The organism is Bradyrhizobium sp. LM2.9 (assembly GCF_054056555.1).
The window spans coordinates 6,180,181-6,196,066 of record NZ_JBSRYJ010000002.1; the positions used below are offsets into that span (position 1 = coordinate 6,180,181).

The following is a 15,886-nucleotide window of genomic DNA, read 5'->3' on the forward strand; positions in this document are numbered from 1 at the left end:
ACCCGTGAAACGACATCAGCCCTTCGAGACCGATTGGAAGCCCCATGACCACGATCCTGAAAAGCCTGCCCAAGGGTGAGAAAGTCGGTATCGCTTTTTCGGGCGGCCTCGACACCAGCGCGGCGCTGCTCTGGATGAAGCAGAAGGGCGCGCGCTGCTACGCCTATACCGCCAATCTCGGCCAGCCGGATGAAGCCGACTACAACGAGATTCCGCGCAAGGCGATGGAGTTCGGCGCCGAGAAAGCGGTGCTGGTCGATTGCCGCACGCAGCTCGTCCACGAAGGCATCGCCGCGATCCAGTCCGGCGCCTTCCACATCTCGACCGGCGGCATCACCTATTTCAACACCACGCCGCTCGGCCGCGCCGTCACCGGCACGATGCTGGTCGCGGCGATGAAGGAAGACGGCGTCAACATCTGGGGCGACGGCTCGACCTTCAAGGGCAACGACATCGAGCGCTTCTACCGCTACGGCCTTCTGACCAATCCGGGCCTGCGCATCTACAAGCCCTGGCTCGACCAGCAGTTCATCGACGAGCTCGGCGGCCGCGCCGAGATGTCGGCCTTCATGACGGCGCAGGGCTTTGCCTACAAGATGAGCGCCGAGAAGGCGTACTCGACCGACAGCAATCTGCTCGGCGCCACGCATGAGGCCAAGGATCTCGAAAGCCTCGACAGCGGCATCAAGATCGTCAACCCGATCATGGGCGTGCCGTTCTGGCGCGACGACTGCAGCGTCAAGGCCGAGAAGGTCGTGGTGCGTTTCGAGGAAGGTCAGCCGGTTGCGCTGAACGGCCAGACCTTCAGCGATCCCGTCGCGCTGTTCCTCGAAGCCAACGCGATCGGCGGCCGCCACGGCCTCGGCATGAGCGACCAGATCGAGAACCGCATCATCGAAGCCAAGAGCCGCGGCATCTATGAAGCGCCGGGCATGGCGCTGCTGCACATCGCCTATGAGCGCCTCGTCACCGGTATCCACAACGAGGACACCATCGAACAATATCGCATCAGCGGCATGCGTCTCGGCCGCCTGCTCTATCAGGGTCGCTGGTTCGATTCGCAGGCCCTGATGCTGCGCGAGACCGCGCAGCGCTGGGTCGCGCGCGCCGTCACCGGCGAGGTGGCGCTCGAGCTGCGTCGCGGCAACGACTACTCGATCCTCAATACCGAGAGCCCCAACCTCACCTATGCGCCGGAGCGGCTCAGCATGGAGAAGGTGGAGGACGCGGCGTTTACACCGGCCGACCGCATCGGTCAGCTCACCATGCGTAACCTCGACATCAACGATACCCGCGCCAAGCTGAAGCTTTACAGCGACACTGGTCTGCTCTCGGGCAGCGAAGGCTCGCAGATCTTCCGGCTGGAGAACGACAAGGGTTAGCCGGAATAGGGGACTGTTGCCTCATTCGTCATTGCGAGCGAAGCGAAGCAATCCAGGATCTTTCCGCAGCGATAGTCTGGATTGCTTCGTCGCTTCGCTCGCAATAACAAAATAAAAATGGCCGGGATCGCTCCCGTCCATTTTGCATTTGTGTGTCGCCTCAGCGCGGCGGCGCAGTGCCTGGCGGGGGCGGCGGCAGTGAGGCCTGGCCGCCGTTGAGCAATGGCGTGATGTTGCGGACGGTGACGCGCCGGTTGATCGCGCTCGGCTCTTGCGTCTGCTCCTTCAGGTACTGCTCGCCGTAGCCCTGCGACGTCAGGTTCTCAGCCGGCACACTGAATTGCTGGGTCAGCAATTCGGCCGCGGATTGCGCACGGCGGTCCGACAATGACAGATTGTCGACGTCGTTGCCGACCGCGTCGGTGTGACCTTCGATCAGGAAGACCACGCGCGGGTTGGCCTGGATAGCGCGGTTGAGACCGTCGGCGATCGCTTGCAGCTTCTCCGCCTGGTCCGGTGGGATGGTCCACGATCCTGTCTCGAAGTTGATCGTGTTGACGTCGATGCTCGGCATTTGCATGCGAACATTGGGGCTGTAGCGGATCTCGTCGAGCGTGTAGCGGCGATCGATCCGCTGCACCGGCGGTGCCACCATGGTCTGGTAGATCACGTCCGGCGACGCCTCCTCGGCGTCGACGATGTAGCGATCGTAGGGAATGTTGACCACCGGAGGCGGCGCGTCGACGTAGAAGCCGCCGACCGACCGCGGATCGCGATAGCTGTTGTCGATGATGATGATCTCGCGCCCGGCTGGGTCCCTGCGGATTCGACGCAGCAATCGACCGTCCTGACCCACCACGGTGATGATCTCGCTGCCGTCGGGACGGATCACCACGGTGCGGTTATCGCCGCCGACAGTGTCGGTGCGGATGTCGCGGGCGCCATAGCGGAAGCGATAGAGATCGTTGCCGCGGACGTATGTCTGCCCACCCGGATCTCGAACGATGATGCGGTCCGGCTCGGTGTAAACGGTGCGGCCGCCTTCGACGGATTCGCGTCGCTGGTTGCGGTAGTCGGCGATGGTGGCGCCGATCACAGCACCGGCGACGACACCTGCACCGATCGCGATCGGCGTCAGATCACGCTGTGGCGGACGCGGCGGTGGAGGCAGGGGTGTGGTCGTCGTGGGCGCGGCGCGGAAGGCCGGCGCAACCGTCGGCGGAGCGTATTGCGCCCTGTTGGGCGGTGGGGTTGCGGCCGCCGAGCCGGGGACGGTGCTCGGCGCTGCGGCCCCGGGGGGAGGCGTCGGCCGGGGTGGGACACCTGCCTGCGGCTGGGTCGGCGGAGCTCCCGCAGCGGGCGCGCCAGCAGGAGGGGTTCCACCCTGACGACCGAGTGGGGGCGTTACGGCGCCGCCTGGGGCGGGCGTCGCTGTCGGGGCCGGGGTAGCGCCGGGTGCGGGAGCCGAGCCCGGACGTCCGGTCGGCGGCGGCGTCGGAGCGCCACCGGGTGCCGGCGTGGCGGTCGGTGCGGGTGTAGCGCCTGGAGCAGGTGACCCTGCGGCCGGAGGCGCGCCCGGACGTCCGCCAGGGGGCGGTGCACCGGGGCGGCCGGTCGGCGGCGTGCCCGGCGTGCTGCGCGGAGCCGGGGTTGCAGTCGGCGCAGGGGTTGCTGTCGGAGCGGGCGTGGCGGTTGGGGCATTAGGCGTCGCCGGGCGCGCTGTGGGAGCGGCAGGTGCCGGAGCAGGCGTCGCCGTGGGAGCAGGCGCGGGCCGTCCCGAAGGGCCCGCTGCGGGAGGCGGCGTCGGACGAGCCGAAGGCGGCGGTGGCGTGGGCGCGTGCTGCTGCGGAGCCGCGGCGGGCGGCGGCGTGGGAGCCGGGCGCGCCGCGGGCGGTGCTGGAGGCGGCGCATGCTGTTGCGGAGCCGCAGCCGGCGGCGGCGAAGGCGGCTTCGGCGCGGCAGGCGGCGGTGGGGGCGTCGGACGGGCCGCAGGTGGCGGTGGCGGCGCTGCTGGGCGCGGCGGTGCGGCGGCCGGCGGAGGCGCCGCGGGCGGATGGGGCGGTGCAGCTGCGGGCGGCGGTGCGGCCGGGCGCGCGGGCGCCGCCGGCGGCGCGGCCGCTGGTGGTCCCTTCGGCGGCTGCTTCGGTTTTCCGTCAGGGCCGGTTTCCTGTGGCTGCGCCTGCGCGACCACGAGCGGCGCTGCGCTTTGCGCATGCGATGCCGAGTTTGCCAATTGCATCGCGGTCAGAGCCGTGGTGGCAAGCAGCACGAAACGAAGATTAGTCATGATGGTGAACTTCCCCGGAAGGTTCTTTGACGACGTGTTGGGATGAACAGCTACGCGTTAGGCCGGATTGTGGCGGACAAAGCGGTCGTGGGCCGATTTATTTCTGTACGCAAATCACCTCACTATAGTGACGTTCATTGCGCATTCAGACGCAGGTTGCAATTGCCTCAGACCTGATGCTCGGTCTCAAACGCGATCCCGCGGCGGACTTGCGTCCTTCGCGGGATTCGGTGTGAGCGGGCCGTTCGGTCCGCGCGATGGAATCTCTTCAGGCATGCGGCCCGGCAATTCGTCGGGCGGCGCTGGCGAGCCGGGCTCGCGCACCGGCGGCGCGATTTCGGGCTGCGGATTACCGGGCGGAATCCCCGGCGGCGGCTCGGCGGGCGTGCCGGGTGTCGACGGCGGAATCTCGGGCGGCTCGATCGGCATTACATCGAGACCTTGCGGTTATCGCCGATATCGGGCCGCGTGTTTGTCACCGCCGCAGCCGCCATCTTCACATAAGAGATCACGGTGCCGGGCGAGTCCCAGAACTCGGCATCATCAGGCGTGACCTTGAGCACGCGGATGTTCGGATCTTCGGCAGAGTCCCACCACGCCTTGGCCGGCGTCGAGAACAGCTCCTTGATCTTCGCACGGTCGTTGGAGACGATTGCGGTGCCTGTCAGTGAAACGTACTTCTGGCTCCCGGCATCCGCGAACGACAGGTTGATGGACGGGTGACGCGCGATCTCCTCGTCGTTGTGACACCGCGCGTCGCTGAGGAAATAAATCGTGTTCGCGTTGCGATCGAGATAGGCGCTCATCGGCCGCGCCCGGAGCTTGTCGCCGTCGCGCGTCACCAGCATCGCGAATCCGATCGTCTTCATCAGATCCCAGGCGCGGTTCAAATCGCGGTCGACGTCGCGGGCATTGTCGTTGGCCATATCGTGCTCCTGTTGCAAGAGACGACAACGGCGGGCGCGGAACGAGGTTCCGGCCGAAAGACGGAACTTATCTATTCCGGCGCGTGGCAAACCGCCTCGATGTTGTGTCCGTCGGGATCGAGCACGAACGCGCCGTAATAGTCCGGATGATAATGCGCCCGAATGCCGGGTGGTCCATTGTCGCGGCCGCCGGCGGCCAAGGCCGCCTTGTAGAACGCGTCCACCGCGGAGCGGTCCTTGGCCGTGATCGCGACATGCACCGGCTTGTTCAGCGCGCCCTCGCCGCCGATCCAGAAATCCGGCTTGCCGTCGGCGCCGAAGCCGGCGGCCGGATCGTGGCCGGTCTGCTCCTGCGTGACCTCCATGATCAGGCTGTAGCCGAGCGGCGCCAGCGCTTTGGCGTAGAACGCCTTGGCGCGCTCATAGTCGGAGACCGGAAAGCCCATATGGTCGATCATCGCAACCTCCGTCGTTTGTCGTCAGCGCGACAGGAACGTATTGCTCCGCGTCTTGCGCGCAACGGCAAAGCCGCGCGCGACCATGTCGGCAATACAGTCCTGCTGCCATTCCTTTTGTGACAGATGCTCGATCACCACCGCGCGCGGCCATAGCGATTGCGGCGCGTCGCGGAAGAAGCCGATCAGCACGCGGTCCTCGAAGCCTTCGACGTCGATCTTCAACGCGTCCACCTTCGTGACGTCTGCCTCGTCGAGAATGCGCGTCAGCCGCAGCGACGGGACCTTGATGGCCTCCGCGCTGGCGGTGCCGGTGACGACGTGGGTGGCGCCGAGATTGCCGCCGCCGCTCTCGATCATGAGCTCGCCGTCGCTGTCGCCTGCGGCAGCCTGCACCAGGCGCACCTGCGTCGCTTTCGATGCGGCCTGGTTGAATGAGAGCCGCCCAAACGTCATCGGATGCGGTTCGATTGCGACCACTTTCCCTGATGGCCCGACCTGCTGCGCCATCACCAGCGCAAAAGTGCCGACATTGGCGCCGACGTCGACGAACACGCCGCCCGCTGGGGTGTGCTGGCGCAGGAAGTCGAGCTCGTCGAGATTGTAGCCGGGATTGAACAGCGCACCGCGCTCGGTCGCGCTGCCCTGGTGATGGAACCGGAACGAGGCGCCCTGATACGTCACGTCGACCGGACCACCGCGCAGCAAATTGACCAGCCGCGACATCCAGGGCCGGAATGCGCCGCGCTTCAGCCCCGAGCGTTGTGCGAGGCCGATGATCGCGGCCTGCGCCGGATTCGGCGCAAACGCGCCGAATGGCGCGGACGAAGGGGCATTGTCGGTCGTCAAGTCGGAGTCCTCGTTGCAAGCGGCGCATGCATAGCCGGTTTTGCCGGGGACTCCAACGGCGGAAGACGTCTGTACGGGCTTTCCCGGATTGCGCTGCGCACCGTCCGAGCTACGCCTCACGCCGCCTTCTTGACCATCTTCATCATCTTGTCCTGGTTCCATGTGCCGGATCATTCGGCAGCGCCGCCACGCACCCGGCGGAGCCGGGCGACCCGATGCAGGATGCGCGACAGCTGATCGATTGCGTAGGGCTTTTGCACGAGCTCGAAATCGAAATTGCCGTCCTGGGACAGTGCCTCGCTGTAGCCGGTCGTCAGCACGACCGGCACGCCGATGCCGCGGTCGCGGATCGCCTGCGCGAGATCGAGCCCGGTCATGCCCGACATCACGATGTCCGAGAAAACGACATCGAAGCGATCGGCGTCCATGACCAGCTCGGCGAGTGCATCGGTTGCATTGTCGACCAGCGTGATGCTGTAGCCGAGTTCGGTGAGGCCGTCGGCGGCGAAATTGGCGAGCTCGATATTGTCCTCGACCAGCAGCACCGACATGGCGCTGCCGGCCACTGCCGGGGCCGTGTTCGGTGCCTGCCGCTGCGGCAGCAGGTGCGGCGCCACGCGCGGCAGATAGAGCGAGAAGGTGCTGCCTTGGCCCACCTCGCTGGTGACCGTCACCTCGCCGCCGGACTGCCGGGCGAAGCCGAACACCTGCGACAGTCCGAGACCGGTGCCGTGGCCGACCTGCTTGGTGGTGAAGAACGGCTCGAAGATGCGCTCGAGCCGCGCAGCCGGAATGCCGATGCCGGTGTCGCTGACGGCAATGCTGACGAAGCCCAGATGACCCGGAAGATCATGGGTGGCTGTACGGTGATGGCCGCCCGAGACGGGAGCCCGCGTCTCCGCAATCGTCGTCACGGTCTCGACGTTGAAAACGATCCTGCCCTTGCCGTGCATGGCATCGCGCGCATTGGTCGCCATGTTGATCAACGCCGTCTCGAACTGGCTTGCATCGGCATTGACGAGGCAGGGCTCGGCCGGCAGCCGCATCGCGATTTCGATCGCGGGTCCGAGCAGCGTCGCGAGCATGTCGTGCAGCGACTGCATCCGCGCGCCGACGTCGAACACCTCAGGCTTCAAGGTCTGGCGCCGCGCAAACGCGAGCAGCTGCGATGTCAGTTTGGCCGCGCGTGCGACCGCGTCCGCGATGGCGGTGATGTAGCGCTGGCGCCGCTCCTCGCTCAGTTGCGGCCGGTTCAACAGGTCGACGGAGGCGCGGATCACGGTCAGGAGGTTGTTGAAATCGTGCGCGACGCCCCCGGTGAGCTGCCCGAGCGCCTCCAGGCGCTGGCTGTGCTTGAGTGCTTCCTCGGCTTCACGTCGCGCTGCGGCCTCGGCCTGGAGATGCTGGGTGCGCCGGATCGCCAGCGCCAGCAGCAGGAACAGCAGCGCGGTGGCGGGAACGCCGAACACCAGATGCTGGCCCATGGTGGCGAACCAGCGCGCGCGGATGGCCGAGGTCTCGAGCCCCGCGCTGACATAGATCGGATATTCGGCGACGCGCCGGTAACCGATGCGGCGCTCGATTCCGTCCGAAGCCCATGCGACGGTGATGAGGCCGTGCTCGGGCTGAGCTGCGATGTTCCGGCCGACCGGTCCGTTGGGATCGAGCCGAAGGTCGCGGTCGAGCCGCGGAAGATGCGCCAGCACCACCCCGTCGGTGCGTCCCATCGCGAAGAAGCTGCCGGGATCGGAGCCGATCCTGGCATAGAAGCTCTCGAAATATTCGGGCAGGACGGAGGCCTGGATCACGCCGATGAAACTGCCGTCGTCGGAGTCACGGCGGCGGCTGACCCCGAAGAAGCGAGCACCCTGATAGGGCGCGCGCGGCGTCAGCGAGGCGCCGATGAATGTGCCGATGGTCTGGTCGACATGGGCATAGAAATAGTCGCGGTCCGCAAAGCTCTGCTCCGGCGGCGGCGAGGCAAGGCTGTTGACCAGCGACTTTCCGTCCGCATCGAAGATCCAGGCCGATTTGAGCTGCGGCAGCGATAAGGTCAGCTGCTTCAGGCGGCGGTGCAGGGCCGGTTCGCGCGAGCGGATGACGTCGTCGGGCAGGCCGCGCACCACCTCGTTGAGCTCGGCGAGGCTGCGGTCGATCGTCTCGAACACCTTGAGTGCGTGCTCATGTGCGACATCGAGGGTGCGCTCGATCTCGCGGTCGGCGATGTCGTGTGTCGAGGTGTAGGAGATCGAGGATGCGATCGCGAACAACGCAATCGGGAGCGCCAGGGATGCGCCCATCATCCACTGCAACAGTCTCAGCGAATTGCGTTGCGCGCCCTGCACGGTCGCTCCGGTCCCACACCGGAGAGCTTACTTGAATTTTACGCCGGGAAGGAAGCGGCTTGTGGCGGTAACCGTAGGTTGCAATCCGCCGGTGCGCTCGCTCGGGGAGCGGAGGAGAAATCTACTCCAACAGGCGCCCGCCATAGAATGCCCCGGCCGTTTCAGCCGGGCATCGCAGCATGAATGACGCCTAGATCTGGCGCTCGACCAGCTTGAGCTTGAGCTCGGCGATGGCTTCCGCCGGGTTGAGGCCCTTCGGGCATGCCTTGGCGCAGTTCATGATGGTGTGGCAGCGGTAGAGGCGGAACGGATCCTCGAGATCGTCGAGGCGCTCGCCGGTGGCCTCATCCCGTGAATCGGACACCCAGCGGTTGGCCTGGAGCAGCGCGGCGGGACCGAGATAGCGCTCGCTGTTCCACCAATAGCTCGGGCAGGAGGTCGAGCAGCAGGCGCAGAGGATGCACTCGTAGAGGCCGTCGAGCTTCTCGCGGTCCTCGTGGCTTTGCTTCCATTCCTTCTGCGGCGTCGGCGAGGTCGTCTTCAGCCACGGCTCGATCGACGCATATTGCGCGTAGAAATTGGTGAGGTCGGGGACCAGGTCCTTCACCACCGGCTGGTGCGGCAGCGGATTGATCTTCACCGCGCCGTCCTTCACGTCGTGCATCGAGCGGGTGCAGGCCAGCGTGTTCTGGCCGTCGATGTTCATCGCGCAGGAGCCGCAGACGCCTTCGCGGCAGGAGCGGCGGAAGGTCAGCGACGGGTCGATATGGTTCTTGATCCAGATCAGGCCATCCAGCACCATCGGACCGCAATCATGGGTGTCGACGTAATAAGTGTCGACGCTCGGATTTTTGCCGTCGTCCGGATTCCAGCGATAGACGCGGAATTCGCGCGTTTCGGTCGCGCCCGCGGGCTTCGGCCAGGACTTGCCGCCGGTGATTTTCGAGTTCTTCGGAAGTGCGAATTCAACCATTTCGATTAAGGCCTTCGCTGTTCGATCAATACACGCGCGCCGCTTAGTAAACGCGAGCTTTGGGCGGGATGTACTGGACGTCGTTGGTCATGGTGTAGTCGTGAACCGGGCGGTACTCGATCTTGACCTTGCCGGAGTCTTCCAGCCAGGCCAGCGTGTGCTTCATCCAGTTCTTGTCGTCGCGGTCGGAAAAGTCCTCGCGAGCATGCGCGCCACGGCTCTCGGTGCGGTTGGCGGCCGAGTTCATCGTCACCACCGCCTGCGAGATCAGATTGTCGAATTCGAGCGTCTCGATCAGGTCGGAATTCCACACCAGCGAGCGGTCGGACACGGCGATGTCGGTGATGCCGCTGTGGACCTTCTCGATCAGATTCTGACCTTCGCTCAGGATGTCGCCGGTGCGGAACACTGCGCAATTGTTCTGCATCACATGCTGCATGCCTTCGCGCAGTTTTGCGGTCGGCGTACCACCGGAGGCGTAGCGGTAATGGTCGAGGCGACCGAGCGCGAGATCGGCCGAATTCGCCGGCAGTTCGGGCTGCTTGGCGTTGGGCGTGAGCTTTTCGGCCAGCCGCAGCGCGGCGGCGCGGCCAAACACGACCAGGTCGATCAGTGAGTTCGAGCCGAGGCGGTTGGCGCCGTGCACGGAGACGCAGGCCGCTTCGCCGATCGCCATCAGACCGGGGATGATGGCGTTGTCGTCGCCGTCCTTCTTGGTCAGCACTTCGCCGTGATAATTGGTGGGGATGCCGCCCATGTTGTAGTGCACGGTCGGCACGATCGGGATCGGCTCGCGCGTCACGTCGACATTGGCGAAGATCTTTGCCGATTCGGAGATGCCCGGCAGGCGCTCGGCGAGCACCGCGGGATCGAGGTGGTCGAGATGAAGAAAGATGTGGTCCTTCTTCTTGCCGACGCCGCGGCCTTCGCGAATCTCGATGGTCATCGCGCGCGAGACGACGTCGCGTGAGGCGAGGTCCTTCGCCGACGGCGCATAACGCTCCATGAAACGCTCGCCTTCGGAGTTGACGAGATAGCCGCCTTCGCCGCGCGCGCCTTCGGTCACGAGACAGCCCGAGCCGTAGATGCCGGTCGGGTGGAACTGCACGAATTCCATGTCCTGCATCGGCAGGCCGGCGCGCAGCACCATGCCGCCGCCGTCGCCGGTGCAGGTGTGCGCCGAGGTGCAGGAGGCATAGGCGCGGCCATAGCCGCCGGTCGCGAGAATCACCGTCTGTGCCCGGAAGCGGTGCAGCGTGCCGTCCTCGAGCTTGATCGCGACGACGCCGCGGCAGGTGCCCTGGTCGTCCATGATCAGGTCGATGGCGAAGAACTCGATGAAGAACTCGGCCGCGTGACGCAGCGACTGGCCGTACATCGTGTGCAGCATGGCGTGACCGGTGCGGTCGGCGGCGGCGCAGGTGCGCTGCGCCTGGCCTTTGCCGTAGTCCAAGGTCATGCCGCCGAACGGGCGCTGGTAGATCTTGCCGTCTTCGGTGCGCGAGAACGGCACGCCCCAGTGCTCGAGCTCGTAGACCGCCTCGGGCGCGTTGCGCACCATGTATTCGATCGCGTCCTGGTCGCCCAGCCAGTCCGACCCCTTCACGGTGTCGTACATGTGCCAGCGCCAGTCGTCCTTGTGCATGTTGCCGAGCGAAGCCGAGATGCCGCCTTGCGCCGCGACCGTATGCGAGCGGGTCGGAAACACTTTGGTGATGCAGGCCGTGCGGAGGCCGGCTTCGCCGCAGCCGACCACGGCGCGCAAGCCCGCGCCGCCGGCGCCGACCACGACGACGTCATAGGTGTGGTCTTCGATCGGATAGGCTTTTCCGTTGGTGGCGGGAGCGCCGTTGCCCTTGCCATTCGTTCCTGTGGCCATGGGTTACACTCCGGAGGAAAGTTTCACGATCGCGTAGGTCGAGGCGAGCGCCACGGCGATCGAGAAGAAATTGTTGAGCATGACCGAGATGAGCTTCAGCTTCTCGTTGTGGATGTAGTCCTCGATCACGACCTGCATGCCGATCTTCATGTGCCAGACGCTGGCGACGATGAAGAGCAGCATGATCACCGCTATCGGCAGCGAGCCGAGGATCACCTTGGCGCCGGCCTGGTTGCTGCCGAGTGTCATCATGACGACGACGATCACCGGCAGCATCAGCAGGGTCATCGCGACGGCGGTGATGCGCTGGCGCCAGAAATCGGAGGTGCCGGAATGTGCGGCGCCGAGATTGCGGACGCGCCCGAGCGGGGTGCGCATGCTGCGCTTCGGGGTGTCGGCTGCGCTCATCGTACACCTCCGATCGCGTAGGCGATGATCCAGATCAGCACCGTCAGCACGATGCCGCCGATCAGCGCGCCCCAGGTCAGCGCTTCGCGCTCATTGGCCTTGAAGCCGTAACCGAGATCCCACACCAGGTGCCGGAGGCCGCTCAACATATGGTGCATCAACGCCCAGGTGTAGCCGAACACGATCAGCCGGCCGATGATGCTGCCGGTGAACGCCTGGACGGTGGCGTAGGCGGCGTGGCCGGAGGCTGCGGCGACCAGCCACCAGACCAGTAGCAGCGTCCCGGCGTAAAGGGCGATGCCGGTGGCGCGATGGACGATGGAAAGGGCCATCGTCAGCGTCCAGCGGTAGACTTGCATGTGGGGAGAAAGCGGTCGTTCGATCCGTGCGGTCATGGGCTTCGATTGCTTTATTGCGGCCCAGCATGGGCGCGCGGGGATCGCGGAAGGTCGGCTCTATTTACGGAGTCGATTTGGCGTGCGCAATCACCAATTCGCCATCAATCGAACCGGCGTTCAGCGCTATGGCGTTGATGAAACAAGGCCAATCCGGTGCCTGGTATACCAGAGCGCTGGTCCACGGACCAAGCATGGAAATATTCATTCATTTCTTCGTGCTCCCGTCCATCGTCATTGAAATCGCTGTTGGAACACCTCTAAACGGACCATCCCGTCCAAACTTCCGATGGCGTGTGCCAGCCGACCTCCCCGACCCGGTCTGCATCCCGTCACTTCCCGCTTCTGCGGCCCTTTCCCGGATATGCGCACCCTGCAATCCACCCCAGCCCGCAAGTGCGATGTGTCGACCGCGGGAACCAGATCGCTTACAGCTTTCCGCGCAGCCATTTCCGAGCGAATGCTCCGGAGACGTTGCGACCAGTCGCGGGGGGCAGGTCAGGGTGATTGCAGGTCTTGATATCAAGGAGATCGTCGAGCTCGCGCTGCTGCTGATCGCAACGGGCGCGCTGTCGGGATTTCTGGCCGGCGTGTTCGGCATCGGCGGCGGCGCGATTCTGGTGCCGGTGTTTTATGAATGCTTCCGCATCGCCGGCGTGCCGCTGGAAGTGCGTATGCCGCTCTGCATCGGCACATCGCTGGCCGTGATCATCCCGACCTCGATCCGTTCGTTCCAGGCGCACTACCAGCGCGGCGCCGTCGACATCTCCATCCTTCGCGCCTGGTGGCTACCGATCGTGATCGGCGTCATCGCCGGCAGCGTGGTCGCGCGCTACGCGCCCGAGCGGCTGTTCAAGATCGTGTTCGTCGCCGTCGCCTGGTCGGCCGCGGTACGGCTGATCTTCGCGCGCGAGAGCTGGAAGCTCGGAGATGACTTGCCGAAGGGTCCGCTGATGCGAATCTACGGCTTCTGCGTCGGCATTTTGTCGACGTTGATGGGCATCGGCGGCGGCCTGTTCTCGAACCTGCTGATGACGTTCTACGGCCGGCCGATCCATCAGGCAGTGGCCACATCGTCGGCGCTCGCGGTGCTGATCTCGATCCCCGGCGCGCTCGGCTACATCTACGCCGGCTGGCCGGCGGCGGCCAGCTATCCCGGCGTTGCAGCCCTGCAAGTCCCATTCGCGCTCGGCTACGTCTCCCTGATCGGCGCCGTGCTGGTGATGCCGATGAGCCTCGTCACCGCGCCGCTCGGCGTGCGTGCCGCGCATGCGATGTCGAAGCGGACGCTGGAGGTGGCGTTCGGGTGTTATCTCTTCATTGTCGGCAGCCGGTTTGTGATGAGCCTTGTGGGTGGGCTGTAGGCGCCACAAACTCCGTCATTGCGAGCGCAGCGAAGCAATCCAGAATCTTTCTGCAGCGGCAGTCTGGATTGCTTCGCTTCGCTCGCAATGACGGCGAGAGAGTAGAGCTCCCCCTCACTTCTTCGCGTACAGATCCTTGTACGTATCCCGCAAAATATTCTTCTGCACCTTGCCCATGGTGTTGCGCGGCAGCTCGTCGACGACAAAGACGCGCTTGGGCATCTTGAACTTTGCCAGCCGGCCGTCGAGCGCCTTCAGCACCGCCGCCTCGCTCACATCGGCGCCCTTGTTGCAGACCAGCACGGCCGTGACGCCCTCGCCGAAATCGGCATGGGGCACGCCAATCACGGCTGATTCGATCACGCCGGGCATGGCGTCGATCTCGCTCTCGATTTCCTTGGGGTAGACGTTGAAGCCGCCGGAGATCACGAGATCTCCTTGCCGCGGCCGAGGATGTGGACGTAGCCCTTGGCGTCGATCTTGCCGAGGTCGCCGGTGATGAAGAAGCCGTCGTCGCGGAATTCCGCCTTGGTCTTCTCCGGCATGCGCCAATAGCCCTTGAACACGTTCGGGCCCTTGACCTCGATCATGCCGATTTCTTCACGCGGCAGTTCCTTGGCCGTCTCGGGATCTGTGACGCGCACGGAGACGCCGGGGAGGGGAAAGCCGACCGCGCCGGGCACGCGCTCGCCGTCATAGGGATTCGACGTATTCATGTTGGTCTCGGTCATGCCGTAGCGCTCGAGCACCGCGTGCCCCGTGCGCGCCGACCATTCGCGATGGGTTTCGGCCAGCAACGGCGCCGAGCCCGAGATGAACAGCCGCATGTGTTGTGTGGTTTCGCGCGACAGCCCGGCGTTCTGGAGCAGGCGGGTATAGAAGGTCGGCACGCCCATCAGCACCGTGGCACGCGCCATCAGCTTGATGATCAGATCCCCGGGTCGAGTTTTGGCAGGAAGATCATCGACGCGCGCGCGAACAGCGTCACGTTGGTGGCCACGAACAGGCCGTGGGTGTGGTAGATCGGCAGCGCGTGGATCAGCACGTCCTTGTCGGTGAAGCCCCAGTAGCCGACGAGCGCGAGCGAGTTCGATGCCAGATTGTCGTGGGTCAGCATCGCGCCCTTGGAGCGGCCGGTGGTGCCCGACGTGTAGAGGATCGCGGCGAGATCGTCGTTTGCACGCGACACCGTGGCGAATTCGCTGCTCGCCTTGTCGGCGGCCTCTGTCAGCGAGCCCTTGCCGTTCGGCCCGAGCGTCTCGACTTTTGCCTTCACCTTGGCGGCGATCGGGGCAAGGCCCTCCGCCTTGGAGGGATCGCAGACCACCAGCGAGGGCTCGGCATCGCCGATGAAGTAGTCGAGCTCGTTCAGCGTATAGGCGGAGTTGAGCGGCAGATAGACCGCGCCGGCCCGCACCGTGGCCAGGTACAGCACGATGTTGGCCACGGATTTCTCGACCTGCACCGCAACGCGATCGCCGGGCTTCACGCCGCGCGCGACCAGCACATTCGCCATTTGACCGGCCCGCGCGATCAGATCGCCATAGCTGATGCGCCCTCCGTCATGCGTCTCGATCGCAAGGCGCTTCGGATCGTCCAGGCCGTCGAACAGGCGGGAAAACAGGTTGGCGTTGGCAGCTGGGTTCATGCAAGATTTCCTCGACCGCAGGAACTTGTACGACAAGGCTCGTCAGACAAGGCCGGTCAAAACCGAGGGCTGGATTAGCAAAAACCGCCCCAATGAAGCAACGGAGACAGTTTGCATGACCAAAAACGGGAAACGCGTGGCCTGGGTCACGGGCGGGGGCAGCGGGATCGGGGAAGCCGGTGCCGAGGCGCTCGCGGCCGACGGCTGGATCGTCGTGGTCTCGGGCCGCCGCAAGGACGCCCTGGATACCGTGGTTGCGAAGATCGCCGGGGACGGCGGGGCGGCCGAGGCGATTGCTCTGGACGTGTCGGTCGCCTCCGAAGCCCAGAAGGCGGCCGATCAAATCGTCGCGAAGCACGGCCGGATCGACCTGCTCGTGAACAATGCCGGTATCAATGTCCCCAAGCGGAGCTGGAAGGACATGGAACTGGAGGGCTGGGACCAACTGGTCCAGGTCAATCTCAACGGCGTGCTCTATTGCATGCGCGCGGTGCTGCCGACGATGCGCAAGCAGCAGGACGGCGCCATCATCAACGTCTCGTCCTGGGCCGGCCGCCACGTCTCGAAAATGCCGGGCCCGGCCTACACCACCACCAAACACGCCGTGCTGGCGCTGACCCATTCCTTCAACATGGACGAATGCGTCAACGGCCTGCGCGCCTGCTGCCTGATGCCGGGCGAGGTGGCGACCCCGATCCTGAAGCTGCGCCCGGTGGTGCCGAGCGAGGCCGAGCAGGCGAAGATGCTGCAATCCGAAGATCTGGGCCGCACCATCGCGTTCATCGCGAGCATGCCGGCGCGGGTGTGCATCAACGAGCTGCTGATCAGCCCGACGCATAATCGCGGGTTTATCCAGACGCCGCACAACAGGGATTAGCAGGACGTAGAGCCGCTCGCGTCATTGCGAGCAAAGCGGCAAAGCGAAGCAATCCAGAAATGCGTGCGCGCTAGCAGTCTGGATTGCTTCGTCGCTTT

13 protein-coding genes and 1 pseudogene are annotated in these 15,886 nt (G+C 65.2%); 3 read left to right on the top strand and 11 right to left on the bottom strand.

Translation table 11 applies throughout. The annotated features are described in order from the left end of the window. Positions 1–44 precede the first annotated feature (44 nt). Positions 45–1,382 carry an argininosuccinate synthase gene (gene argG, locus ACVWW3_RS31840; protein WP_456672256.1) on the top strand — a complete coding sequence of 446 codons (1,338 nt, stop codon included), beginning with the start codon at positions 45–47 and terminating at the stop codon, positions 1,380–1,382. A gap of 160 nt (positions 1,383–1,542) precedes the next feature. Here the strand turns inward: argG and ACVWW3_RS31845 are convergent, their stop codons facing one another. The 10 genes from ACVWW3_RS31845 to sdhC all read right to left on the bottom strand — a co-directional run bounded on the left by ACVWW3_RS31845 (position 1,543) and on the right by sdhC (position 11,899). Continuing rightward, on the bottom strand, positions 1,543–3,669 hold the full coding sequence (locus ACVWW3_RS31845; RefSeq protein WP_456672257.1) for an OmpA family protein: 2,127 nt from the start codon (positions 3,667–3,669) through the stop codon (positions 1,543–1,545). A 186-nt stretch (positions 3,670–3,855) separates the two neighbouring features. Continuing rightward, positions 3,856–4,098 (bottom strand): hypothetical protein, encoded by a 243-nt coding sequence (locus ACVWW3_RS31850; RefSeq protein WP_247344586.1) that lies wholly within the window; start codon positions 4,096–4,098, stop codon positions 3,856–3,858. Then, complete coding sequence (locus ACVWW3_RS31855; RefSeq protein ID WP_456652015.1) at positions 4,098–4,595, bottom strand: pyridoxamine 5'-phosphate oxidase family protein; 498 nt, start codon at positions 4,593–4,595, stop codon at positions 4,098–4,100. The genes ACVWW3_RS31850 and ACVWW3_RS31855 overlap by 1 nt, the downstream gene beginning before the upstream one ends. Before the next feature lie 71 nt (positions 4,596–4,666). Continuing rightward, the gene (locus tag ACVWW3_RS31860; RefSeq protein ID WP_247344580.1) at positions 4,667–5,053 is read right to left on the bottom strand and encodes a VOC family protein; all 387 of its coding nucleotides are present in this window, start codon (positions 5,051–5,053) and stop codon (positions 4,667–4,669) included. Between the two features lie 21 nt (positions 5,054–5,074). Beyond that, entirely contained in the window at positions 5,075–5,899 is an 825-nt protein-coding gene (locus tag ACVWW3_RS31865; RefSeq protein WP_456652014.1) for an FkbM family methyltransferase, read from the bottom strand. 170 nt (positions 5,900–6,069) lie between these two features. Further along, complete coding sequence (locus ACVWW3_RS31870) at positions 6,070–8,244, bottom strand: ATP-binding protein (protein ID WP_456652013.1); 2,175 nt, start codon at positions 8,242–8,244, stop codon at positions 6,070–6,072. 190 nt (positions 8,245–8,434) lie between these two features. Continuing rightward, positions 8,435–9,217 (bottom strand): succinate dehydrogenase iron-sulfur subunit, encoded by a 783-nt coding sequence (locus ACVWW3_RS31875; protein WP_247444127.1) that lies wholly within the window; start codon positions 9,215–9,217, stop codon positions 8,435–8,437. Between the two features lie 43 nt (positions 9,218–9,260). Beyond that, on the bottom strand, positions 9,261–11,096 hold the full coding sequence (gene sdhA, locus ACVWW3_RS31880; RefSeq protein ID WP_247444126.1) for a succinate dehydrogenase flavoprotein subunit: 1,836 nt from the start codon (positions 11,094–11,096) through the stop codon (positions 9,261–9,263). 3 nt (positions 11,097–11,099) lie between these two features. Beyond that, positions 11,100–11,504: a succinate dehydrogenase, hydrophobic membrane anchor protein gene (gene sdhD / locus ACVWW3_RS31885; protein ID WP_247344568.1), complete on the bottom strand. Its 405-nt coding sequence runs from the start codon at positions 11,502–11,504 to the stop codon at positions 11,100–11,102. Further along, positions 11,501–11,899 carry a succinate dehydrogenase, cytochrome b556 subunit gene (sdhC, locus tag ACVWW3_RS31890; protein WP_247344566.1) on the bottom strand — a complete coding sequence of 133 codons (399 nt, stop codon included), beginning with the start codon at positions 11,897–11,899 and terminating at the stop codon, positions 11,501–11,503. Before sdhC ends, sdhD begins: the two co-directional genes overlap by 4 nt. Before the next feature lie 503 nt (positions 11,900–12,402). Here sdhC and ACVWW3_RS31895 point away from each other — a divergent pair. Further along, positions 12,403–13,263, top strand: a complete 861-nt coding sequence (locus tag ACVWW3_RS31895) for a sulfite exporter TauE/SafE family protein (RefSeq protein ID WP_456652012.1) — start codon at positions 12,403–12,405, stop codon at positions 13,261–13,263. Positions 13,264–13,377: 114 nt separating this feature from the next. Here the strand turns inward: ACVWW3_RS31895 and ACVWW3_RS31900 are convergent. After that, a pseudogene (locus ACVWW3_RS31900) lies at positions 13,378–14,911 on the bottom strand (malonate--CoA ligase). Positions 14,912–15,026: 115 nt separating this feature from the next. Between ACVWW3_RS31900 and ACVWW3_RS31905 the strand changes: the two are divergent. Beyond that, entirely contained in the window at positions 15,027–15,788 is a 762-nt protein-coding gene (locus ACVWW3_RS31905) for an SDR family oxidoreductase (protein ID WP_247344554.1), read from the top strand. The last annotated feature ends 98 nt before the right edge of the window (positions 15,789–15,886 follow it).